The organism is Rhodopirellula sp. UBA1907, assembly GCF_002337565.1.
Classification (GTDB): Bacteria; Planctomycetota; Planctomycetia; order Pirellulales; family Pirellulaceae; genus Rhodopirellula; species Rhodopirellula europaea.
Genome location: NZ_DDGH01000002.1, coordinates 56,649 through 81,200, shown reverse-complemented (window position 1 = coordinate 81,200; position 24,552 = coordinate 56,649). Strand labels below are relative to the sequence as shown.

Below are 24,552 nucleotides of genomic sequence, written 5' to 3'. Positions count from 1 at the left end.
TGCTGGCCAGCATGGTCGGTGTCTTGTTTCTGCTCTGGGTGCTGCCGCCGGAAGACGAGTTGGTTTTGACCGAGTCGGTGACGGAGATCACACGCGTTTCGGTTGGAGGGAGCGCGACGGTTGATTCGCCGTTTGATGTTCCGACGAAGCAAGAGACAGTGGATTTCCGCACCACTGACTTGGAAACATCGGTTCAGTCACTTGTATCGGCCGCCGAGCAAATGGCAGTGGACGAACCCATGCTGAAAACCGTGGACCCTGCGGGAGACGATGGTTCCGGAACCATCGGCCGAAACGGTCCGGACCAATCGGGCGATGCCGATGCCGACATCATCCCGCGATTCAAGCGATGGCAAATTGATTGGAAGGCCAATGACTTGAATGAATACGCCAGACAGTTGGATCACTTTGGAATCGAGTTGGGCGTTGTCGGCGGAACGCGACCAGGAGTCGATTTGGTTAATGAGTTCGCATCAAATCCACGTGCGCGATACCTGGAACGATCCGACGACGAGAAACGCTTGTATTTTCTTTGGACTCGCCCCAGCCCACTGCAGCGATTTGAAGAACGCTTGCTGATGCAGGCGGGAGTCTCCACTCGCGATCGCCAGATCCTCAAGTTGATTCCAGAAGAACTGGAAATGCAACTGGCAACGTTGGAGCTTCGCCACGCGGTGTCGAAGGGACACGACTCGGTGGATGAGATCGCACGGACTGTCTTCGAATGCGTTTCAAAGGGCAGCGGATACGAGTTCCGTGTTGTCACGCAGCGGTATCGCTAGGCGATCGAGCGATTGGCTTCGGAACATTGTTTGCACCACCGGTCTCGCTCATTGCTTGGTGAAGGTCGCGAATCTTAATTCCTTGGCATCGGATGCAGTGCGATGTTCACCACGCAATCAGTCCGCCTATTGAGAGGAATGATGTGATGTTGATTTCTACCGAGACCATCTTGGGCACCGAGTTGCTTGGATCCGATCGAAGCGTGGGTTCGATTTGTGACCTGCTGTTTGATGACGAGACTTGGGTTGTCAGGCACCTGGTTGTTGACACTGGGCACTGGTTGCCTGGTCGACAGGTTTTGTTGCCGCCGAGTGTGGTCCAAAACGCGGATTGGAATGCCGCGAGTGCCGCCGTCCCTCTAACCAGTCAACAGGTCAGTGATAGTCCATCGGGTGAATCCGACCGCCCGGTTTCGCGACAGATGGAGATCGAGCTGTATCAGCATTTTGATGTGCCGTACTACTGGGGACCCGCCGGAGCAACGTTAGCAGGTAGCGGTTACACGCCGATGCCGTTGGCCGCCGGGTTGCTGCCGATGGACCAAGTCGATACGGACGACATCAAGCGGAATCACCTTCGCAGTGTGAACGAAGTTTCGGGCTACACCATTCAGGGCACCGATGATCATGTCGGACACGTCGAAGGATTGTTGGTCGACGATGAGAACTGGTCCATTCAAAATTTGATCGTGGACACTCGGAATTGGTGGCCGGGCAAAAAGGTGTTGATCAGCCGCGAGCTGATCCAAGAAATCTCTTGGGCGGAAGCGACCGTTTCGGTGGGTTTGACGCAGGAGCAGATCAAGGGTTCGCAACTCTATGAGCCGACCTCGTGAGCGGAATCCGATCGCAGTTGGGCTCAGGTTGTCGCAATTTGTTTTGTGCCTGTCGCATTCGCGGATGAAGTGGTGCTTGGTCGCGAGTTTGTGCGTCCTTTCTGAAATGACGCCTCCATTGTTTGGTAGTTTGTGGGGCCCTGCGGGATCTCACCGAAAGCTTTGTGCATCAACGAGCTTCGCATCTAGAATGTGGGATCCCTTTCTCCCCTCCCCACTCTGATTGATTGGCTACTGATGAATTGGTTGCGATGGTTTGTTGTTTCCGCGGTTGTTGCTCTGCCTTGTTTGATCGATGTGGGGGCGTCGCGAGTTCACGCGGATGATGTCGCGTCACGTCCAAACATCATCTTGGTCATGGCGGACGACTTAGGCATCGGAGACGTCTCTCCGACCAATCCGGATTGCAAGATCAAGACGCCTCGGTTGCAGCAGATGGCCGATGAAGGGCTGACGTTCCTGGATGCCCACACGCCCAGTTCCGTGTGCACCCCAACCCGTTATGGGTTGCTAACCGGTCGGTACAACTGGCGTTCGCGATTGGCCAAAGGCGTGTTGAGCGGAACCAGTGAGCACCTCATCCCCGGCGACCGAGCGACCCTGGGGCACTTGCTTCAAGGTGCCGGCTACCACACCGCGATGATTGGCAAGTGGCACCTCGGTTGGGATTGGCACAAGAACGGTAAAGAGATTGATTTCACGAAGCCGGTTTTGAATGGTCCCGACAACAACGGCTTCGACCAGTACTACGGTCACTGCGGATCGCTGGACATGCCACCGTACGTTTGGGTCGACACCGGAAAGCCAACCAGCGTGCCGACTCGAAAAGAAGGCGTGACGAAGAAACAGAATCCCTACGGTTGGTATCGCAACGGACCGATTGGTGATGACTTCGAGATTGAACAGGTGTTGCCGCACTTGTTCGACAAGTCGATCGCTTACGTGGAAGAACGTGTGAAAGAAGACAAGCCGTTCTTCTTGTACTTGCCACTTCCTGCTCCGCACACGCCGATCGTTCCGGTGCCGCCATTCAAAGACGCCAGTGGGATGAACCCCTACGCGGACTTTGTGATGCAGATGGATCACCACATGGGGCAACTGCTCGATGCGGTTGTGAAAGCGGGCATCGATGAAAACACGTTAGTGATCTTCACCAGTGACAACGGTTGCTCACCGGAAGCCAACTTTGGTGAACTCGCGAAACATGATCATGACCCAAGCGGAAAGTATCGCGGGCACAAAGCGGATATCTACGAAGGTGGCCACCGCGTGCCGTTCATCGTGCGATGGCCGGGAAAGGTCGTGGCGGGCAAAACCACCAACGCGGTCGCCTGTCTGACCGACGTGTACACGACGCTGCAGTCGATCACCAACCAGCCGCGTGAAGCGACGGGTGGCGAAGATGGATTCGATTTGACGGGCGTCTTTGGTGGGGATGACGCGTCGGAACGCGAAGCTTTGGTCAGCCATAGCATTGGCGGTTTTTTCGCGATTCGTCGTGGCAAGTGGAAGCTGTGCTTGTCGCACGGCAGCGGCGGCTGGAGTGACCCTCGGGAACCGAAGGCAAAGCTGCAAGGACTTCCGCCGATGCAGTTGTTTGACCTGGAGGCGGATCCCGCCGAGAAGAACAACGTCGCAAAGGAGAATCCAGAAGTTGTGGATTCGTTGCTGGTGTTGCTCAACGAGTACGTCGAAACCGGACGCAGCACCGAGGGGCCAAAGGTTGCCAATGATCGCGAGGTCACTTTCCTGCCCGAAGGCGTTTCGCTGCCGAGTCCTTGAGTGAGAGATTGAAAGTGACTGAATCGTTTGCCGCCCGCCATGGGTGATGGCGGCTGCTGGACGCCAAGTGGCGGGGAATGGTCAATTTCTCCGTTCCGTGGGGTGACTCAAGGTTGCCCCGCGACAAAGCGGAGGGACCCAGCTAAAATCGATGCGGTATGAATTTGGGGGGACGTGTCTTTGAACCGTCCCCCTTTTTTTTGTCAAACGACATTGCGAATTGCCGCGAAAGCATCGATGAATCGAACCGATGACCCGATCACAGATCCACTGAGGCTCAGGGCGCTAAGAAGTCTGTCGTTGGTGGACAGTCCCGCCGAAGAATCGTTCGATCGGATCACTCGGTTGGCGGCCCGTTTGCTGAAATGCCCCGCCTCGGTGGTCACCCTGATCGAGGAAGACCGGCAGTTTTTCAAGAGCTGTGTTGGGTTGCCGGAACCACTTGCGACGCTGCGAGGATCGCCGCTGAGCCACTCGTTCTGCAAGTTGACAGTGCGGGCGGGGGAGCGTTTCCTGATCGAAGACGCTCGCGTGGATCCTCGAGTCGTTTCGCATCCGGCGATCGAAGAGTACGGGATCGTTTCTTACGCCGGCTTTCCCATCCGCACACGATCGGGGGAAGTGCTCGGCACACTTTGTGTGGTCGATATCGTTCCGCGTGAATGGACCGAAGACGAACTCGAAACGCTGCGTGAGCTTTCGGCGTCGGTCGAGTCAGAAATCGAATTGATCGCGGCGGCAGAGCGAGAACGTGATCACGCTCGCATGTTCCAAACGATGATCCAAGCATCGCCGCTGTCGGTCATTGTCATTGATACCGATGGTCGCGTAGAGCTTTGGAACGATGCTTCCGAAGCCATCTTCGGCTGGACTAGCGCCGAAGTGCTCGGTTATCCCCTGCCGATCATCCCCGAACACAAGCTCAACGAGTGCCAGCGGATTTGCGACGCGGTGGGCGACGGAAGTGTGTTCCGATGCGTGGACACTTATCGTGCCAAGGGTGAGTATGCCAATGGCGAAAAGCGGACCGTGCATGTCAACGTTTCCGCCGTTTCGTTGCATCGATACGACGGGCATTCGGATCGGATTTTGTTGATCATTGATGACGTCTCTCAGTCGCACGCGGACACACTCGAACGCGAACGGCTGTTTCGCGAATTGCAGAAAGAGAAGGCGTTGCTCAGTGAGATGGACGAGCGCAAGAATCGCTTCCTCGCTTTGTTGGCACACGAACTGCGCAATCCGTTGACGCCGATCGGCAACGCGGTCGATCTGCTGCGTTTCGCGGCGAAGGATCCGAGCCAGGTCAACGAGATCAGCACGGTTTTGGAAAGCCAAGTCCGCCAGTTGGTGCGATTGATCGATGACTTGATGGACGTTTCGAGGATCACGCGCGGGCGAATTGATTTGCAACGCGAGACCGTGTCGATTCACGATGTCGTTGCCAATTCTTGCCGAGCGGTGGAATCGTTGTGCAACGAGATGGGCCATGAACTGATCCGGCGAACGAATCCGCAGCAACCTCTCCACGTGCATGGCGACTACGTACGTTTGACTCAGGTTGTGACCAATTTGCTGAACAACGCGTGCAAGTACACACCACCGAGCGGTCGCATTGAGATCTCATGCGGTCAGGTCGATGGCCAGGTGGAAATCGCGGTCAAGGACAACGGGGTTGGCATCCCACCGGAACACCGCAAGGGCATCTTTGAGATGTTCACGCAGGTGGATGAGACGTTGAAGGACAGTCGCGGCGGGCTGGGGATTGGACTGACGTTGGTCAAGCAGTTGGTTGAGCCGCACGGCGGAAAGGTTTCGTTGGTTGACAACGACCAAGCATCGACTGGGAGTGAGTTTCGAATTCAATTGCCGCGTTTGGATGCGAAACCGAACGACCGCAAAACGGTTGTCGAAGATGACGAGCCGAAGCAACGTTTTCGGGTGTTGGTGGTCGATGACGTCCCCGCGATCGCGAAAATGTTCACGATGCTGGTCGGTGCGATGGGGCACGAGGTGCATTCGGCCCCCAGTGCACCCGAGGGCATTGAGCTCGCCCGTGAGTTGGGACCTGACATCGTCTTTTCAGACATCTGCATGCCGGACATGGACGGTTACGAACTCGCGCGACAATTCCGCGGCTTGTCGGAATTGGATTCCAGCATGCTGATCGCGATGACCGGCAACGGGCAACCCGAAGACATTCGGATGGCCATGGAAGCGGGCTTTGACGGGCACGTCACGAAACCCGCTTCGGTGCAACGCTTACGAGAAATCTTCCAAGAGCTGGAAACGCGTCGTTTCAAAGTCTGATCGCCACGGCAATCGCTTGGATTGGCACCCGGCCCTCAGACGACCACGTCGCTCAGGCGGTCATCGAGTTTTCGGCGGTCGATTCAGCATCCAGGGTCTCGTCGTCCTGGATGTAGGTTTTGCCTCGGTAAATCAGTGCGACGAAGATGAACAGGCAAGCTGCTACCAACATCAGCCCAGCGAAGAACCAGTAGTAGGTAGCACCTGGGAGTTTCGACGTGCCATCGGGGTTGGAGATGATCGCGTTGACACCAGCGGCGATGAAGTTGCCCAGTGCGACGGACAGCAGGTAGAAGCTCATGATGATGCTCTTGATGCTGTTAGGAGCCTGCGTGTAGCTGAATTCCAAGCACGTGATCGACACCATCACTTCTGCTGCGGTCAGGATCGTGTAGGCCAAAACCTGCCAAGCGATCGAAGGTGTGCCGCCATCTTGAATGTTTTGTTCGATCAGCGCGATGATTGCGAAGGAAGACACGGTCAGGAACATGCCTAAAGAGATCTTCCGCAAGGGTGTCAGAGGGAACACCCGGTCAATCGCCGGGTACAGCACGTAGCTGAACAGCGGCACGAAGATGAGGATTAGGAATGGGTTCGCCGCTTGGATTTGGCTGGACAGCAATTCAAAACCAAAGACATTTCGGTTCATGCTTTCGGCTTGGATCACCCATGAGGTGGCGGTTTGGTCAAACAGGCTCCAGAAAACAGCGACCAACAGATAGATGGGGATCAGGTTCAGGAGCGCGAGTCCGCCGATTCCAGTGAAGGCATCTTTGAAGACGCCTGGTCCGCGGGCGGGGATGTGGATGAACTTTTTCCGCCCCATCCAAAACAGCAGCGTCGCGATTGCCATCAGCACGCCGGGGACACCGAATGCGATCTGCGATCCATATCGGTCGAGCAGCCATGGCGTGAGCAGGGTGGAGAAGAAAGATCCTAGGTTGATGGCAACGTAGAACCATCCAAAGACCTTCGCGAGCAGATGCGAATTCTTGGTTCCGAACTGGTCGCCAACGTGGGCGGAGACACACGGTTTAATCGCACCCGTGCCAAGGGCGATCAGTCCCAACCCGATGGCCAGGCCAAATCGGGTTTCGTTCATCGCGAGAGCCAAGTGACCGAGGCAGTACAGAACAGACAGGTACAAGATGGTTCGGTACTTGCCGAGCAACCAGTCGGCCAAGAAGGCACCAAGCAGCGGCGTGAAGTAGGCCGCCATGATGAAGGTGTGCCCCCAGAACTTGGCGTCCTCGTCGCTCATCGGATCCAGTTCACCACTGGCGTTGAGCAGGTAGGTGGTCATGAAGACCGTGAGGATCGACCGCATCCCGTAGAAGCTGAATCGCTCGGCGGCTTCGTTGCCGATGATGTAGGGGATGCCAGCAGGCATGCCCGTGGTGGCTTCGGGCTGTTCTCGATATTTGGGGGTGTTCGGTTGGTAGGCATTGGTTGTATCGGGTGTCGACATCAAGCAGGTTCCGTTGGATTGGCACGGATGGGCGAACAGGCCCTGGGGACGTCAGCGAGGAAGGGGTGATGGAGCAGCTGACAGAGGCCAAATTAAGCCGCTCGACGCAGCCAAACCAGTCCCCGCGGCGATTAAATGGGCCGGGAAATCAACGTTTCAGACGAAGCGAGATTTTGGGGCTCGATTGCACGCCAAGCGTCGCGACACGGTGGTCGGTAGCGCCCTCTGGTCCTCGACTCCCTCGATTGAGCCAGGGCATGAAAAAAGCCACGTTCTCCAACTTGGAGCTCAACGTGGCTTGTCTAATTTGTTTCACGAATGGTCGACGAACCAGAATGGTCGCCGGATTCGATCGGCTTAGCGTCGTTTCTTCTTGGCAACTTTCTTCTTGGTTGCCTTCTTTTTGGCGACCTTCTTCTTGGCTGCCTTTTTGACGGCTTTCTTCTTCACAGCCTTCTTCTTGGTTGCCTTGCGAGCGGTTTTCTTGACGCCCTTCTTTACAGCCTTCTTCTTGACGGCTTTCTTCTTGACTGCTTTGCGAGCGGTCTTCTTGGCTGCCTTCACGCTCTTTTTAGCAGCGCGTTTGACGGTCTTCTTGGTTGCTTTTTTCTTGGCCACGTTCTTCCTCCGCGAGAAAGGAACTGTTGCTGAGTCATTGTGACTTGCGAGCTTTGACATCGATTCAGTCAGCGCGATTGCGTCGACGTCTTCGTTGTCAAAGTTGATTGCAAGTCACCGGCCACGGCTCAACAACAATCAATGGTGATCGATTCCATCCGCTTCGATGATCCTCATCGACCTTGCAAACAAAAACGATCGTTAGTACGTGCGCGTAACTGTACGCGCTTCGCTGGATTCCGCAACATGTTTTCGTGAAAAAACCGCTTGCGTCGCCAACAAAATTTGCTACGGCAAACGCATTTTTTGCATGTTGTTTCACTTCGTTGATGATGATGCGCATGTGTTGTTGCCATCAACGATCAAGTCAACGTTGCAACGTCGATTGCAAACAAGTGCGGTAACACTTGGCTTTTTCAATGTTTTTGCAGCAACACGCGTGCAACGTGTTGTTATCGCAACGCAAACAAACGTTCGGCGCGACTTGTTTGTACGACGTTGAAACATGCAACGAGCGCGCGTTTCAAAGGCACAAAAAAAGTTTGAAAAAAACAACGCGTTGATTGCTCAAAACGGTCAATCAATGTCGTGTTGAAGACAAAAGTTGCACACGAAGCGACGCGTTGGAACGTTCAACACGCATGCGTCTGCGCGGCGCAACACGTGTTGCGAAGTGTGCTCGATGACACCTTCGCATGGTCACTCGATGCATCGATCGCTGCTCACTGCTTCGTTGATTGCATGTCACCAACCATGTCACCGACATCGAGATGATGGTGGTGAAGTGAAGCACGATGCAAGCGCGCGTCGCGCGAGCCACACAAGCAAGCGTGCTGGTAACGCAGCTAGTAACGCATCGGGCCTTGGAGCATTTGGTAGTTGCCCACCGCCAGCGACAAGAAAAGGATGCCCAGGAACATGTTTTGCGATGAAAAACCGTACGCGGTGCAAGCACCACCGACGATCATGCTGATCCACAGCCACGTGTCGGTTTGACCGCCGCCCATCATCACCAACGAACGCATGATTCGGCCTCCATCGAGCGGGAAGACGGGGATCAAATTCAACACCGCCCAAATCACGCTTGGCCACACGTAAAACGTGACCAATGCGAACAATCCGACGCTCTCGAAGTCGTTCCCTTCCAGGATGCCGGGGATGGAGTCCAACGGATACGGCATCAAGGCAAACGCAATGACGCGGTACCCCATCGCTTTGACAACCGCGATCATCACAGCGGCCGATGCTAACTGAGCGAGCGGGCCTGCAAATGCGATCCAAAGTTCCGCAGCGGGGCTGAGTCGTGGCGGTGCAAATGACGAGGCGAAACCACCGTAGTTGTTGGTGGTTCGAGGCACCGCGAGACCGCCGAAGTGGTACAAAACCACCGACGATTCGACGCCAAATTGGCGAAACGCGAATGCATGTCCAAGTTCGTGAATCAGGATCGAAAAGAGCATGCAGAGTGCCCACAGCAGCAACAACGAGAGGCGTCCCGGGCTGCCTTCCATCCTGTCAAAGAATTGCACCAAGCTCCAACCAAACACCGCCGCACCCAGCCAGAACGTCCAAGCGATTCGGATTGGAAATCCAAACAGCTCGAAGTTCACGTCGTACGGACTTTCGTCGGGTTGTTGAAGCAGCATCGGACTGGTGGGCAGGTGAGATGGGTGGAAGTGTGTTGAGCTCGATGAAACAACGCACGCGGAAGAGGTGTTCCCGTCCGCGTGCGATGATTTCATTTGGTGAATCGGTTCAGGCAGTGTTCATCTTCGGATGAGGCCGCTGAACAACCAAGATCACTTCAAGTTTTCGAGCAAGAAGGACCAAAGGTCAGCGTACTCGTCAATCTTTTTGCTGGTCGGAGTGCCCGCGCCGTGACCGGCACGTGTTTCAATCCGAATCAACGTTGGGTTGTCGCACGATTGGGCCGCTTGCAACGCCGCGGCGAACTTGAAGCTGTGACCCGGAACGACTCGGTCGTCTCGATCCGCCGTGGTCACCATCGTGGCTGGGTAGCATGTCCCAGGTTTCAAATTGTGCAACGGGCTGTACGACAACAGGTTGTCGATTTGTGTTTCATCGTCGCTGCTTCCAAACTCACTGACCCAGGCCCAGCCGATCGTGAATTTGTGGTAACGCAGCATGTCCATCACACCGACCGCGGGCAAGCACGCGCCGAACAGGTCGGGGCGCTGTGTCATCACGGCACCAATCAGCAAACCACCGTTGCTGCCGCCACGCACGCCCAATCGTTCGCGACTGGTCAGCCCCATGTCGATCAAGTGTTCGGCGGCTGCGATGAAGTCATCAAAGACGTTTTGTTTCTTCAGTTGCATGCCGGCTTCGTGCCATTCGCGACCGTACTCACCACCACCACGCAGGTTGGCAACAGCGTACACGCCACCGGCGTCCAACCAACCGGCAATGCCGGGCGAATACGACGGCGTCAACGAGATGTTGAATCCACCGTAGGCGTACAGCAACGTGCGGTTGCTGCTGTCCAGCGGTGCATCTTTGTGACGTGTGATCAGGATCGGCACCTTGGTGCCATCCTTGCTGGTGCAGAAGACTTGTTCGGTGGTGTATTGGCTGACGTCAAAGGCGACTTCCGGCATGATTGCCAGTTCGGATTCACCCGTGGCCACGTCAACGCGGTGGATGCTCGGTGGAGTGACGTAATTGGTGAACGAAAAGAACGTCTCTTTAGCGTCTTGTCGGCTTCCCAGGCCGCCCACGGAGCCCTTGCCGGGCAAGTCCAGCGGTCCGATCGGAGAACCATCGAGCGAGAACCGTTCGACTTGATTCAGGGCATCGGCCAAGTAGTTGGCGAAGAAGACTTCGCTGAGCAACGAGACGTGCTCCAAAACGTGTTCGCTTTGCGGGATGACCTCTTCCCAGCCCGCCCGATCGGCAGGTTCATCGACGTTCTCGTCGGTTCGCTTGGCGTGCTCGGCCACATCCAAGCTGATCACGCGGCGACGTGGGGCCTCGTGGTCGGTCAGGAAGTACAGCGTCGATCCTTCCGATCCGACAAAGCTGTAGTCAGCGTCGAAGCCCATGATCAATCCGCGAACGGGAGCGTCTTCGATCGTTAGGTCTTGAATGAACACCTGCGTTTTCGGTTCGGTGCCCTTCCAGTTGGAAATCACCAGGTACCGCCCGTCATCAGTCACCGATGCACCAAAGCCCCACTTGGGATGGTCGGGACGTTTCATGACCAGTTTGTCTTCGGACTGGGGTGTGCCCAGTTGATGCAGGTACATCATTTGGTTGTCATTGGTCCCGGTCAGCTCTTCGCCTTCGGCTGGTTCGGCATAACGCGAGTAGTAGAGCCCGTCGCCATCGGGCGTCCACGCGATGCCGCTGAACTTGGACCACTGAATCAAATCATCGGTGTCTTTGCCGGTGGCCACTTCGCGAACACGCCAAGTTCGCCAATCGCTGCCACCATCGGCGATGGCATAGGCGAGGTACTTGCCGTCTTCGCTGGGCACCCATGAAGCGAGCGACATCGTGCCGTCTTCGCTCAGCTTGTTCGGATCCAGCAGCACTTCGCGGTTGGCTTCCCACTGCGAGGGTGGCACATCGACCGGGGTGCGATACAGAACGCTTTGGTTCTGCAGCCCATCGTTGAAGGTGTAGAAGTACGTGTCGCCTCGTTTGGCGGGCAAGCCGGTTCGCGAATAGTCCCACAACGCTTCCAACCGGGCTCGCATCTTTTCGCGTTGCGGCAAAGACTGCAAGTAACTCTGCGTGACCTCGTTTTGTGCTTCGACCCAAGTCGCTGTTTCATCACTCTCGACGTCTTCCAACCAGCGATAAGGATCGCTGACTTTGCGACCGTGATAATTGTCAACGACATCGTCGCGGCGGGTGGCGGGATACTCTAGCTTCATGCGGGAACTCGAGGCGGTGGGTTCTTCCGCCGTGGCGGCGGGTTGGGAAAGGGAGCTGATGCAAAGGCCGGCAAGGAATGTCGCCAGGGTCTTTCGAAGGCGGTCGTTGCGCTGGAAAACGGTCATGTTGAAAATCTCGTCGTACATCGTGGAACGCGGCGTAACCAAAAACGTTGCCGAAACGACTCAAGGCGTTTCGGCGGGCGGGGATGTTTCGTTGGATGGAACCAGCGGACTTGGTTCTGACGCGTCCTCGGTGGCTTCGTCTGCAGGCAGTTCCACCAGTTGGCGACGTCGATCGATCTCGTCTTCGTCCAAACCGGATTGGCGAAGTTGTTCGAGCAAGAACTCTTCGGCCATTGCGATCGCGGATGGTGTGCGACTGATCCGAACCTTGATGCCACTGGCGTCGCCCGGTGCGGCTTGAACCGCCGACAGCAACGCTTCGAGTGCCAGTGCCTCACGTTGTTCCGGTTGATTCGCATCGGTAACGACGAGGTAGCTTTCTCCGTCGATCAAAACATCGACAATCTCAGGCGTCACGACCGGCAACGGAGTTTCGGTTTCTGAATTTGTCTCGGTTTCCTCGGAGGTGTCTTCTTCCGAAGCGACAATCGCATCAAGAATCGCGGACGAGCCATCGGGGTTGGTGGAAACGGAGGGTGATTCACCGCTTCGAAACCCCAGACCAAAGTCAAGAAACTGACTGGCGATCAACAAAGCGATTCCACCGCCAACAGCCAACGGGATTCGTTTACGCATCGTCTGGGTTTCCCTGAAGCGGGGTGAGGTTTTTGGGTTCGGTGGACGTTTCCGCGTTGTCCACATCGTTCGCTTGCTCGGGGGCCTGAGCCGCACCGAGAATCGTGTACTCGAAACGGCTGGTCGGCGTGTCCGCTCGCAATCGTTCCAGTGTAGCGGGCATGGCATCAATCAAAGGCTGGTAAACCCCGGCAACGCTTCGCGGCGCGTAGGAAACGAGCACCACGATCAGCCCCTTGGGTTGCGGCGATTGTTTGTAGGCGGCGAACAATCGGTCGGCGATTTCCTGCGTGCGTTGGGCTTGTCGGCGACTTTCGAGCCGAAACGTTTCGGTGTATCCGGAAGCGTCAAAAACCACGTCGCCCGTTTCGCGAGCGTGGACGGTCCACACTTCGGCACGTTTGAGCAGTTCGTCGTGTCCGACCAAAAAGCGGATCAGTGTGTTGGGGTCGGCGGAGGCCAGTTGGCGCGAACGTTCGATCGCTCGAGCGATGACGTCTCCTGGGTCAGCACTGGATCGCAGGTTGGCTTGTTCAGAGGATTCGGCATCCAGGTTCAGCCAACCACGAAGCATTTCCAAGGCACGGCTGACATCTTGTGTGTTGGCTTGCTGCGTTGCCATTGCCATGTTGCGATCCGCGACCACTTGATCACGCTCGGCCCGCCACATCGTTTGCTCATCCAGCAAGGCTTGGCGTTCTTGTTCGATCTCTTGCGTTTGTTCCTGCGACGTTTCTCGCATTTCCAAAAATTGAGCGAACACGATGATCAGCAGCAGATCCATCAACGGTGTCAATTGAAACCGAGTTCGTCGACGAAGGACGCCGGATGGGTTGGTCGAGGTTTCGTTGGGAAGAGACACCGGTTCGCTCACGTTGTCGCTTCTGTTGCGGGAGTGGACGACATCGCGTTGGGATCGACTCGATCGGCTGGTCCCAATTCCCGTTTGGCTTTCGATGCTGTTTCGCGAACGTGCAATCGGTTTTCTGAAAGCTTGGCAAACCCCGGTTCAAAAAAGCTGTTGATCAACATCAATGTGATCGCTGCAGCCAACCCCGCAAACGTCGACCAGATAGCATCGCCAAATCGTGTCACGATCACGCCAACGGAGGCTTGGTCATCCGAAGCGAGCGCGGCACCGATCGCGAGGATCGTTCCCAGGACACCGGCCAGCGGGTAAGCCTCGATCATCGTGCGGGCAACGTTCCATGCCGTTTCGAAACGAAGCGAGTGCAAGTAGTCGCGACGTTCATCGAGGATTCGCATCCGTTGACTGAGCGCAACACGATGGGGCGAGCCCGAAGGTTCGACCAAGACATCGTGGATGTCCGCCAAGCAGGCTTCGATTTGGTCCGACGGATGAGCGTCGTAATCCATCCGGCTGCGGTTGGGCAACGAGTCCGTGAAACGCTGGAGCGTTTGCACGATCTTTTTGCGATCCCCCCTCGCCCACATCGCCAGCACAAAAAAGAACAGCAGGTGCGCCAGCGCGGCGACCACGATGGCAACGGTCGAGTAAGACGAAATCAGCTCTAGCATGGCCAGTTGTTGTAGCGATGAACGTGGGGGATCTTCGTAGCTGGACTCGCCAGAGTTCAGGAATCGCTGGTGGAAGACGACTTCAACCAGCGTACCTGATACGGAGCCATCGCGATGGGGGCATTTTGATCCAGCGATTCATCCGACAAAACATCGAGGTCAAATTGGCCGGGCAAATCAGCGGGATCGATCGAACGAGTTTCGCCGGACAAATTGGCCAGCACGCACAACGCGGGCTGGTCATCATGTTGTCGCACGAACCCAAGAAGCCCATCGGTTGGCAATTCCAGAACGGTCTGCGAAGCGTTGGGATGAAACTGAGTCTGCTGCTTTCGCACTCGCAACAAATGGCGATAGCCATCGGCGACGAGTTGTTGCAACGATCCGGTTTCGGACAACGCCGCTTCCAGTTCGGCTCGCTCGTATTTGTGACGATTGATTCGTCGCGGAATGCCCGACGCTTCGACGCCGGCGATGTCGTTGGGCGATCCCACCAGCGAGTGGAAGTAAACTGCGGGAACACCAGCCATCGACAACATGATCGCTTGCGTGGCCAAGAACCGTTGGGCGTGCTCGGCCGCGGGGACTTTGGTTCGATCGGCGATGGCGTCCAGGTAAGTGATGTTCAATTCGTACGGGCTTTGCGAACCATCGGGTTTGGTTCGCATTCCAATTCGACCACCGTGAGCTTTAGCGACATCGACGAGTGCATCGACTCGTTCCTGTGGCAGAATGCCCTCGGCGGGACGCACTCCGATGCCATCATGCGATGCGGTGAAGTTGAAGTACGTGACTCGATCGGTGGGCAGGTCGAGCGATCGCATCCAGCCTTGAAGCACGCCGGTGTCACCGCTGTGAATCGCATCAAGCAACAACGGTGGTAGGCTGAACTGGTAAACCATGTGTGCTTCATCGGTGCCGTCGCCAAAGTACGAGATGTTCTCGGCGTGAGGCACGTTGGTTTCCGTCAGCACAATCGTTCCCGGTGCAGCAACATCCAGCACATGTCGCATCAGTCGGACCGCGGCGTGCGTTTGCGGCAGGTGCAAACACGACGTGCCGATCTCTTTCCACAAGAACGCGATCGCGTCGAGCCGAATGATGCGTGCACCTCGGCGAGCGTACTCGACCAACGTCTCCAGCATCGCCAACATCACACGCGGGTTGGCGTAATTCAGGTCGACTTGGTCGGCGCTGAACGTCGTCCACACATGACGCTTGCCCGATGCCGAGTCGAACTCCGTCAGCAGTGGCAAGCTTCGCGGTCGAACGACTTCCGAAAGATCTTCGGACGGATCGGCGGTGGTGTAGAAGTCTTTGTACTCGGGTTCGTCGTTCAAGAAACCTTGGAACCAACGATGTTGTTGCGACGAATGATTGAGCACGAGGTCGTACATCAAATCAAAGCGTTCGCCCAAACGCTTGATGTCGTCCCAGTCGCCTGATTCGGGATCGACGGCCAAGTAATCGGCGACTGAAAAACCATCGTCGCTGGTGGATGGACAAAAGGGCAGCAAGTGAACGCAGCGGATCAGTTCGTCGAGATTGTGATCCAGCAAGAATTGCCGCTGTGCGTCGAGCGGCGATTTCCCCGATTCGCGAATTTGATCGGCGTAGGTGATCATCACGACATCGCGATGATCCCATAATTCGTCGGGAGTTGAGGGGGGATTGGATTGGTCAAAGCATCGTTTCAAGCCGTCGGCGAGCACGTCCGGAACGTGCCCATACACATCGGTGATCCGTGACCGAGTGACGTCGTCGATGGTTGAGTTCACAAGTTGTCCTGTCCGGTGAAGTTGGTCACGAGGGCTCGCAGTTTGCGCCGCAGCACCCCGTAGGAAAAGAAAGCACGGCCGATTTCGTAATTGAAATCAACCATCTCATCTCGGAACGCTTTGTCGCGGATGATCCGCTCCACCTTCGACACAACGTCCTTGGTCAGATAGCCATCCATTGAGATGACCTTCGCCCCTTTGGGCTCGATGTCGGCGACGTAAATCGAGTAACGATTCACCAACAACGGTTTGCGATAATAGAACGCTTCCAGCAAAGCGTTTCCGAACCCTTCGTAGATACTTGGGTACGTGATGAAGTCGGCTTGCGAGTAAGCATCGGCCAACGTGTAAATGCGGTTGCCATCGGCGTCGAACGCTCGTTTGTCACCGACTTGATGATCACACAATCGCAAGTCGACGCCACTGCTTTCGGCCAAGTCCATCAGGACCTGGAGGTATTCGTTGCCTTCGTCACCGCTGGCGTGCGAGATCACCAATTTGCACTTGTCGTTTTTCAAAGCAGCGACCAACGCGATCGCGTGCTCGATGCCTTTGCGAGGCACGACGCGAGTTGGTTGCAAGAACAGAATGTCGTCTTCTTCCAAACCGATGTCTTTGCGGAAGTGAGACGAATACTCGTCGGCTTGCGGTGGTTCGTTTTCGAAGTCCAACACGTTGGGCACCAAGATCGACGACACACCGCGGCGGTGCGACAAGTCTTCTTGTGCGAACGAGTTGATCGTCACGTTTTGAATTTGTGGCAGCGCGGGCGGAAACGCCATCCACAGCATGTCGGTCACGGCCGAAACACTGAAGCGATCTCGTTCCCAATAGAAATCGTGATGGTGCGCAATCGTCGGAAAGCCGGTTTCGGCGATGAAGTTTGTCAGCGCAACGCCGAGCGGCAAATTCATCGGAATGCACAATGCATTTTGGACGATCAACAGATCCAAGTCGAAACGCCGAGTGAACTCGTAGAGCGTTTTCTTCAGATAGTCCGCCAGCGTGTAGATCCGCTGGGTCACATCGGGCGTTCGAGTCCGCGTGCCAAAGGCGCGGCGATTGATCCATTCGATGTCTGGATGGCCAAAGTAAGCGTGGGGAACGACCATTGACGTAGCTTTGTCACGGTCGCTCTGCCCCGAGTACCAATGGCTCACGTGGCCGTTGTCCCAGAGAACCTGAGCCCATTTCGCGCTCTCGAGCGACACCCCATCGGTGCCGGCGAAACGTGTTCCCACAAAGCCGATTTGGACGCCCATCGTTGATGCCACTCATGCGTGTGTCGTCTAGCTATTGAACGTCAAGTAAACGTTCGCTCACAGACACTCTACTATCTGTTCCCAGTGTGTCAGCACCATGTCAGGTAAACAATTTTGACAACGGGCGTCATCGGTGCGCAATCGCAGGCTGCGACCGTCCCCGGCGAACAGCGCCGTCCGCAGCCCAAACTCCTTTGCCGCCCAGACATCGTTGAGCATGTCGTTGCCAACGTAGAGCACCTGATCGGGCGAAATTCCGAGTGAACCAAGATGACGCATCGCACGATCAAACAACAACGGACCCGGCTTGGCCGCTCGGTAGCGATAGGAAAAATGACACGCGTTGAGATCGAACACGGATGACAGATCGCCCGCAATCGTTCTTTCGGCCGAATCACTTGACGGGTCACGTTTCGCGTCCTGGGGACGGTTCGCCATCAATGCCCGAACGATCAGTGGAGTGTAAAACTGAGCGTTGCTGACGATCCCCAAACGACGCCCCTTTTCCTTCATCGTCATCAAGGCATCGTGAGCACCCGGCATCGGCCAAACCGGATTGGAACGCCCTTCGACGCCACAAATCCAATTCACCAAAATTTTTGAATTCGTCGCCAAATCCCAGCGTCCGTTGGCATCCAGCACCTGCCGCCAGATCTCCAGAATGTCGACTTCGGGCTTCGGGTTCGTCTCGAAACGAGCCGCTTCATTCGTTGCAACGATCAGATCTCGTAACTGGTTGGAAGTCGGGATTTTGCTCAGGTCATCGACTCCGGCGGCGATGGCGGCATCGCGAATCCATTGGTTGGCCGCGTCGTGCTTGGCGTCATCAGCGGTTCCAACGTCGCCGCTGCCGCTGATCACCAACGTTCCGTAGACGTCGAGCAAGATGACCTGGATCTCACTTAGGTCCAGCGGTTTGGGCTGTGTCAGCGGGATGTGCGCCGGTTCGACCGAGATCGGAGTTGGCTGAAGCGGTGTGGAAGAAAAGAGAAGGTCCGTCAGTCCGGTGTCACGGTCGTTGGATGAGTTCACGGCGAAGGCGATTGTTTGGGTTCGAAGTGAGGCGAGTCAATCGTATCGCCCGCACCGCCGGAACGCTGCCCCGATGAATCGGAACCATTCTGACCAAAACCTCGCTGACCAAATCCATCTTGCGTCGACGGACCATCGGATGAGCCGGATCCGCCACCGCCAAAGGTCCGCATTTGAAAACTTCCCGCGAAACGATGACGCAACCATCCGCCAATCAACGCGCGACCGGGAGGAGTCAAAAGCGTGAAGCCAAGTGCATCGGTCAGCAAACCGGGCGTCAGCAACAATGCGGCCGCGAACGCGATCATCAACCCATCCTGAATTTCGCGGCTGGGCATCTTGCCTTGCGACATCGCTGATTGGAACCGAAACCAAGTCGCCAAGCCTTCGCGGCGAGCCAAGAACGATCCGATGATCCCAGTGATGACGACGATCAACAACGTGGTCAGCCAGCTGGTCGCATCCGCCAAACGCAGAAGCAAAACCAGCTCGATGAAAGGGACGACGATCAGGAGTGCGAGAAGTCGAAAGAACATCAATTGGGGCTCAGACGAAGGAATGAATCCACTGCCAACTTGGCAAGAGAATCGGTTAAGATTCTGTACGATACGATGGCATTGCGATTCTCGTTCCGCAAACTGACATCTCCCGCCTCGATCCCCCCGTTCTCTCTCGCTTTTTGCATGCGTTTTATGAAATTTTTCGCGTTTTCGCGGTCTCGTTCCGTCCACCAGGCCAAGTTGCTCCGGACCGAGCGGTCGGTTGCCTCCAAGGCCCAAATGGTAGCGACACGGGGCGTTCTGCTTTTGAGTTTTGTCGCGTTTTCTTTGACGCTGGCCGGCTCGGATGTCTCGGCCATGGACCCGTCCAAGCTGCCTGCCAAAACTCGTTTGGCGTTTGTGGGCAATGGAACGGCGCAGCGGATGAGCCTGTACGGGCACTTGGAAACCATGCTGCATCTGCGAACCAGCGACAATCCGCTGGTCGTTCGCAACTTTGGTTGGCCGACCGATGAAGTTTCCAAGCAACAGCGCCCCGGCAACTACACCGTCATCGACGATCCGTTCCAAGTCTTCGCACCGCAAGCGTTCTTGTGCTTCTTCGGCATGAACGAATCGTTCGCCGGAGACGACGCGGAACAAATCGCGAAATTCGAGGCGGACTACCACGCTTACTTGGACGGGTTGGCGAAGCAGTTTGGCAGCGATGGACGACCGGTACAGTTCGCTTTGGTCACTCCAATTGCGTTTGAACCCAGCGGAAATCCATTGCAACCGGATGGTTCGCTCCACAACCGTTACTTGGCCGCCTACGCCGATGCGGTCAAACGAGTTGGCGAGCAACGTGAGTTGACGGTTGTCGACGTGTTCACGCCGACCGCTGAACTGTTTCAACAACAACCTGGCTGCCAGTTCACAACCAACGGCATGCATTTGAACGAAGCCGGTGACGAAGCCGTTTCATTGCTGATCGATGCGGCGTTGTTTGATGGTGCCGGACCCGCGGTCGGTGCGGAACGCTTTGAAGCGATGCGAGAAGTCGTCAACGACAAAGCTTGGTTGCACCAGCAAGACTACCGAATGCTGAACGGTTGGTACGTCTACGGTGGACGTCGCACGTGGGATACGGAAACCTTTCCAGGTGAGTTTCAAAAGATTCGCAAGATGGTCGCCGTTCGCGATCAACACTTGTGGGACATGTCCGCCGGTCGCGAAGTGCCGGACGTAGTGGACGATTCAAAGACCGGCGAGGTCTTCATTCCCGAAACCATGTTTGGTTCTCGCGATGATTCGTTCCGCGAAATGCGTGAGCCCAAGACGTTGGAGTATCCCACACCGGAACAATCCATCTCGCAGATGGAAATCCCCGACGGTTTCGAAGTCGAATGTTTCGCCAGCGAGAAAGACTTTCCCGAACTGGCCAACCCGACGCAAATTGCATTCGACCAACGCGGTCGGTTGTGGGTGTCGTGCATGGTCAACTACCCGCAGTGGTTGCCGGGCAGCAGCCGCCCGAGCGATCGATTGCTGATCTTTGAGGACACTGACGGCGACGGCAAAGCGGACGAGTGCAAACCGTTTTATGACAAACTGATCTGTCCAACCGGATTCGAGTTTTACAAAGACGGCGTGTTGGTCATCGACGAACCGCACATTTTGTTTTTGCGAGACACCGACGGCGATGATGTCGCCGATGAAGTCACGCACGTGTTGGACGGGATCGGAACCGACGACACTCACCATGCGATGGGCGCATGGGAGTATTCCAACGGCGGTCGCCTGCACATGCAGGAAGGCATTGCGATGTCGACGACGGTCGAAACACCTTGGGGCCCCGTTCGCGAAGCGGGTGCATCGGGCAGCTACGTTTGGGACTTGGAAAGTCTGCGTTTGACGCACTTCCGCACACCCGGGCAATACAACCCGTGGTGTTTGGTCTTCGATCAATACGGCAACGGAATCATTGGTGACGGGACCAACGCCCAGCACCACTGGACGAACGCGTTGTCGGGCGGCGATGTCCGTTCGCGAAAAACGTTGGAGCCAATTTTCAACAACCACGGGATCCGCCCGGCGGCAGGCAACGAAATCCTGCACTCACGTCAGTTTCCAGAAGAGTTTCGCAGCCGTTTGATCTACGCCTGTGTGATCAACATGCACGGGATGCCGGCGTTCGAAATTCGCGACCAAGATGATGAAGCGGGTTTGACCGGCGAGCGAACCGATGACTTGTTGGTCAGCACGGATATGTTCTTCCGTCCCGTCGATCCCAAAATTGGACCGGACGGAGCGTTGTGGTTTGGTGATTGGTGCAACGCCCTGATCGGTCACATGCAGTACTCGCAGCGAGATCCAAACCGTGACCACGAACACGGCCGGATTTACCGTATGCGTCACAAAGAACGTCCTTTGCTCGACGTTGTGACGCAGTCGGATCTGCCGACGATCGAGGTGATGGATCAATTGTTGGCGTTCGAGACGCGAACCCGTTACCGTGCCCGTCGAGCTCTGCTCAGCCGTCCCGCCGACGAAGTGGTTGCCGCATCGAAGCAATGGTTGCAGGACAATCCGACTGCCGAAGCCGCTCTTGAAATCCTTTGGGTACAGGAAGCGTTCCACAACGTCGACCTGAATCTCGCGAGAAGAGTTTTGGCGGAGGGCAACTTCCAACAACGTGCCGCCGCGACCCACGTCGTTGGCAACGAATGGCGTTTCCTGTCCGGCAACGAACAAGCTAACTCGCCGGATCAAATCGAATTGTCGGTCGATCTTCCGTTCGTGCAGTTCCTTTTGGAAGCCGGCCGAGACGACCACGCTCGCGTGCGATTGGAATCGCTTCGAGCTGCCAGCCTGATGGATCATCCCGTTGGTGTTCGTGTGGCATTGGCCGGTATCGATCGACCTGCCGACAAATGGATTCAATATGTGTTGGAACACACCATGTCGGCGTTGTCGAAGCATTGGGATGGCGACTCGGCCGAAATTCAGGAACTGATCGCATCGTTGCCAGCCAAGGCGGCCGAGTATTTGAAGGAATACAAAATCGCAACCGGGCCCGGCGCGGAAGTCTATCGTCCTTTGAAGATTCTGGCCGATGTCGATGCCAAGCAAGAGGACCAATTGGTCGCGTTGCAAAAAGTCGTCGCCGCATCTCGTGGGAATGCTGAAACGGGTGCGAAGGTGTTCGAACGTGTTTGCTCAGCTTGTCACTTGCACGGCAAACTTGGCAAAGCGTTTGGTCCTGAGCTGACCAACATTGGCGAACGAATGACGAAGGAACACATCATCCGTTCGATCGTTTGGCCCAACGAAGAAATCGCTAAGGGATACGAAACGGTCATGATTTTGACCTATGACGGTGAAGCCATCGGCGGCTTCATCCTGAAGGAAGACGAAGAAACGATCTCGTTGGGAATCGCTGACGGCAAAACCAAAGTGATCGACAAGGAAGAGATCGAGATTCGCAAACCGATGAAGGCAAGCAGCATGCCCGAGGGTTTGACCGAAACGGTCGCCCCGAGTGAGTTTTTGGATCTGTTGGCTTTCTTGGGTGGTGAGTGGATCGCGACCAACCCGAACACCGATTACCCGCTTCGCAAAGATGGGGATCTGATCGAGGTGACTCGTGATTCAATGATCAGTGTGCCTGGCGATTGGCCTGCCGTTTGGAACCGCGAAGCGGAGCACTTGTTCAGTGGAGAAGGCGTGCGAAAAGATCGTTTCGCAGTTCACTCGAAACAGCCCGCAACCGATCCCTCGGTGATCCTTCGGTTGGCGAACCCGGCCGAATTGGTACGCGGAAAAATTACGAACCGTCGTGACGAGGAGTTCCACGACCGAGCCAAGGGATTGGCCGTTTGGACGTCCAACGACGGAAAGGATTGGACGCGTGTTTGGAAGAGCAACTCGACGCAGGCCGAATGGAAGGTCGAACTTCCCGAAGGCACGGTCGCGAGCTACATCAAAATCGGCTTGGAAGGAACAGGTATCTTCCACATCGATCGCGCGGTCTTCTTCGGTCGTCCGGTGAAGGGCGAGTGAACCAGCCGTCGACCTCGTGATTGTTTGACGATGAAACGAAACAAGGCCCGCTTGAAATCAGTTCAATGATTTTAGGCGGGCCTTTTCGTTTTCGCGGTTGGTTCTTTCGGCGGAGTCAGTCTTCTTTGGGAACACCGATTTCCCGGACACGCAGACCGAACTTGTCGCCAATTTTGACCGTTTCACCGGTGGCGATTGGGTGGCCACCCGCGCGCAGCGTCAGCGGCCGATCGCAGTGCACGTCAAAGGTCAGCATCGAACCGGGCACCAAGGCCAGGATCTTACGAAGTGGCTCTTTCTTCTCCGCCAACGTGACATTGACGGTGGTGCGGATCTTCAGAACCTTCTCCTTGTACATCGATGATGTCGGAGGACTGGGTTCGGTCGGCTTGTCTTCGGTTGCGTTCTCGCTCATTCTTCCTTGTATCCTGACACATCGTTTATCGACCGGAATCATCCATGAAATCAACCGTTTTATTCCTCTCTGGCGATTTGATTTTTGCCTCGCGAGTTCGTGCCGCATGCGAATCGGCTGACAAAACGTTCTCGTTGGCCGGGCGATTGCCGGAAGAACCCAACGAAGACGTCGGATGGGTCATTGTTGACCTGTCGACTCGCAACGGAGTCGTCGCTGAGCTCATGCCGACAGTTTCACGGGTGTGTCCCGAGGCTCGCGTGGTTGCATATGGACCGCACGTGCAAGTCGCCCGATTGAAAGGTGCCCGAGAGGCGGGCGTGCCAACCGTGCTGACACGAGGCCAATTCGACGCCGGTTTGTCGTCGATGTTCAGTTAGGAAGCTTCCGGCGAGCATCACCGCCGCTGTCTCACCAAGTGCTTTTGACTCGGTTGAGTTGCAGCTTTTCCAAGGCAACCTTTCCACCTCGAGTGAAAAGATGAACGGACTCATCGTCGGGGGTGAAGGCAAACTGCTCGCTGTAGGAGAACACGCCCCCGGCAGAGAAGACTTCCAATGAGCTCCAGTCGATCAGCATGCGGACGGTGAGCTTGTTGTCGTCGTCCGGTTTGAGTGGCTTTCCTAGCAACAGTTGCTTCTCAATGTCGTAGACGATTTCTTTGTTGGCGATCTGGAAGACAATTTGACCGGCGTTGGTGTCGCTCAGATCAAACGTGGCGGTCAAGTCAAACGCCTCTGCGCGAACGTCCTTCAGCAGCCCATCTTTTTCATCCTGCGGGGTGATGGTTTTGTTGGTCCAAGTCGTGGTGTCTTGGTAAATCGTCTTGATCGCTTGTATCGGTGTGCGGGTGACTTTCATCTTTCTTTCGTGAGTGACCAAGCCAATTTTCACAGGGAAGGTTGCGTTGCGTTCCCACGGGCTTTCGCCAATGCCGCCGTTCCAGTGATCGTTCCAAGCGATTTGAATCACATCGCCCGAGGGAAGGTTGGGGCGAAAGAAAGTTTGACCGGCATAGAAGTCCGGTCCAACATCCATGACCAGGGTTTCTTGTTCCGGAGTGAAGCGAACTCCGTCAAATTGACCAACCAAGTAGGAACCATTCGCGTCGTGAAGGACCCACTTCTTGTTGTCCGTGTTTCCATCAAGTGGCAATTCAAACATGTCCGGGCACTCGAACCCAAAGTCGATGTTGCTGAGCTGTTTCCACTCGACCAAATCATCCGACCCATAGAGCGTCGTTCCGTTCTCGTACAAAGCGAGGATCCACTTGTTGGTCGGTTCGTGGAAGAACACACACGGGTCGCGGGGATCGGCTCCTTTGGTTCGATTGGCAACCGGATTGCCGGAGTAGTCATGCCAGGTGGTTCCGCCATCGTTGCTCCATGCTATGCAGGTTCCCGCCTTGGTTCCGGTGTAGATCATTACCATGGCTTCTTTCGTTGATCCGGTGATCTTTTCGGCGGTCTCTCCGGAGATCACAACGCCGCTTCCGGAGTAGACCTGTGCTCCGCTGACATTACGTTCG

Annotated in this window: 19 protein-coding genes; 6 read left to right on the top strand and 13 right to left on the bottom strand. The window is 56.0% G+C overall.

What is annotated here, in order from left to right:
- The 4 genes from B2R17_RS00555 to B2R17_RS00540 all read left to right on the top strand — a co-directional run.
- Positions 1-782: hypothetical protein (locus B2R17_RS00555; RefSeq protein ID WP_286762411.1), on the top strand; the 782-nt coding region annotated here is incomplete at its 5' end.
- 146 nt (positions 783-928) lie between these two features.
- A complete protein-coding gene (locus B2R17_RS00550) occupies positions 929-1,618 on the top strand; it encodes a PRC-barrel domain-containing protein (RefSeq protein WP_286762410.1) in 690 nt (229 codons plus the stop codon).
- Between the two features lie 237 nt (positions 1,619-1,855).
- On the top strand, positions 1,856-3,400 hold the full coding sequence (locus tag B2R17_RS00545) for a sulfatase family protein (RefSeq protein ID WP_286762409.1): 1,545 nt from the start codon (positions 1,856-1,858) through the stop codon (positions 3,398-3,400).
- 237 nt (positions 3,401-3,637) lie between these two features.
- Complete coding sequence (locus B2R17_RS00540) at positions 3,638-5,710, top strand: hybrid sensor histidine kinase/response regulator (RefSeq protein ID WP_286762408.1); 2,073 nt, start codon at positions 3,638-3,640, stop codon at positions 5,708-5,710.
- 52 nt (positions 5,711-5,762) lie between these two features.
- On the opposite strand, the gene B2R17_RS00535 is transcribed toward B2R17_RS00540, so the two are convergent.
- The 11 genes from B2R17_RS00535 to B2R17_RS00480 form a co-directional block, all read right to left on the bottom strand.
- The gene (locus B2R17_RS00535) at positions 5,763-7,178 is read right to left on the bottom strand and encodes a POT family MFS transporter (protein ID WP_286762407.1); all 1,416 of its coding nucleotides are present in this window, start codon (positions 7,176-7,178) and stop codon (positions 5,763-5,765) included.
- Between the two features lie 357 nt (positions 7,179-7,535).
- Positions 7,536-7,796 carry a hypothetical protein gene (locus B2R17_RS00530; protein WP_008655283.1) on the bottom strand — a complete coding sequence of 87 codons (261 nt, stop codon included), beginning with the start codon at positions 7,794-7,796 and terminating at the stop codon, positions 7,536-7,538.
- A gap of 845 nt (positions 7,797-8,641) precedes the next feature.
- The gene (locus B2R17_RS00520) at positions 8,642-9,442 is read right to left on the bottom strand and encodes a site-2 protease family protein (protein ID WP_286762488.1); all 801 of its coding nucleotides are present in this window, start codon (positions 9,440-9,442) and stop codon (positions 8,642-8,644) included.
- Positions 9,443-9,595: 153 nt separating this feature from the next.
- The gene (locus B2R17_RS00515) at positions 9,596-11,842 is read right to left on the bottom strand and encodes a prolyl oligopeptidase family serine peptidase (protein ID WP_286762406.1); all 2,247 of its coding nucleotides are present in this window, start codon (positions 11,840-11,842) and stop codon (positions 9,596-9,598) included.
- Positions 11,843-11,881: 39 nt separating this feature from the next.
- On the bottom strand, positions 11,882-12,457 hold the full coding sequence (locus B2R17_RS00510; RefSeq protein WP_286762405.1) for a hypothetical protein: 576 nt from the start codon (positions 12,455-12,457) through the stop codon (positions 11,882-11,884).
- A complete protein-coding gene (locus tag B2R17_RS00505) occupies positions 12,450-13,331 on the bottom strand; it encodes a hypothetical protein (protein WP_414707192.1) in 882 nt (293 codons plus the stop codon). Before B2R17_RS00505 ends, B2R17_RS00510 begins: the two co-directional genes overlap by 8 nt.
- On the bottom strand, positions 13,328-13,996 hold the full coding sequence (locus tag B2R17_RS00500; RefSeq protein WP_286762403.1) for a MotA/TolQ/ExbB proton channel family protein: 669 nt from the start codon (positions 13,994-13,996) through the stop codon (positions 13,328-13,330). Before B2R17_RS00500 ends, B2R17_RS00505 begins: the two co-directional genes overlap by 4 nt.
- 56 nt (positions 13,997-14,052) lie before the next feature.
- Positions 14,053-15,774 carry an alpha-amylase family glycosyl hydrolase gene (locus tag B2R17_RS00495; RefSeq protein ID WP_286762402.1) on the bottom strand — a complete coding sequence of 574 codons (1,722 nt, stop codon included), beginning with the start codon at positions 15,772-15,774 and terminating at the stop codon, positions 14,053-14,055.
- Entirely contained in the window at positions 15,771-17,036 is a 1,266-nt protein-coding gene (locus B2R17_RS00490; protein ID WP_008666276.1) for a glycosyltransferase family 4 protein, read from the bottom strand. Before B2R17_RS00490 ends, B2R17_RS00495 begins: the two co-directional genes overlap by 4 nt.
- Before the next feature lie 57 nt (positions 17,037-17,093).
- Complete coding sequence (locus B2R17_RS00485; protein ID WP_286762401.1) at positions 17,094-18,068, bottom strand: HAD family hydrolase; 975 nt, start codon at positions 18,066-18,068, stop codon at positions 17,094-17,096.
- Complete coding sequence (locus tag B2R17_RS00480; RefSeq protein WP_008666278.1) at positions 18,065-18,604, bottom strand: FxsA family protein; 540 nt, start codon at positions 18,602-18,604, stop codon at positions 18,065-18,067. Before B2R17_RS00480 ends, B2R17_RS00485 begins: the two co-directional genes overlap by 4 nt.
- A 321-nt stretch (positions 18,605-18,925) precedes the next feature.
- Between B2R17_RS00480 and B2R17_RS00475 the strand changes: the two genes are divergently transcribed.
- Positions 18,926-22,609 (top strand): PVC-type heme-binding CxxCH protein, encoded by a 3,684-nt coding sequence (locus B2R17_RS00475; RefSeq protein WP_286762400.1) that lies wholly within the window; start codon positions 18,926-18,928, stop codon positions 22,607-22,609.
- Positions 22,610-22,724: 115 nt separating this feature from the next.
- Here B2R17_RS00475 and B2R17_RS00470 read toward each other — a convergent pair whose 3' ends face one another.
- On the bottom strand, positions 22,725-23,024 hold the full coding sequence (locus tag B2R17_RS00470) for a FliM/FliN family flagellar motor switch protein (RefSeq protein WP_007325337.1): 300 nt from the start codon (positions 23,022-23,024) through the stop codon (positions 22,725-22,727).
- Positions 23,025-23,068: 44 nt separating this feature from the next.
- On the opposite strand from B2R17_RS00470, the gene B2R17_RS00465 reads away from it, so the two are divergent.
- Entirely contained in the window at positions 23,069-23,404 is a 336-nt protein-coding gene (locus tag B2R17_RS00465; protein WP_008655256.1) for a hypothetical protein, read from the top strand.
- A gap of 31 nt (positions 23,405-23,435) precedes the next feature.
- On the opposite strand, the gene B2R17_RS00460 is transcribed toward B2R17_RS00465, so the two are convergent.
- Positions 23,436-24,552: glycoside hydrolase family 32 protein (locus B2R17_RS00460; protein ID WP_286762399.1), on the bottom strand; the 1,117-nt coding region annotated here is incomplete at its 5' end.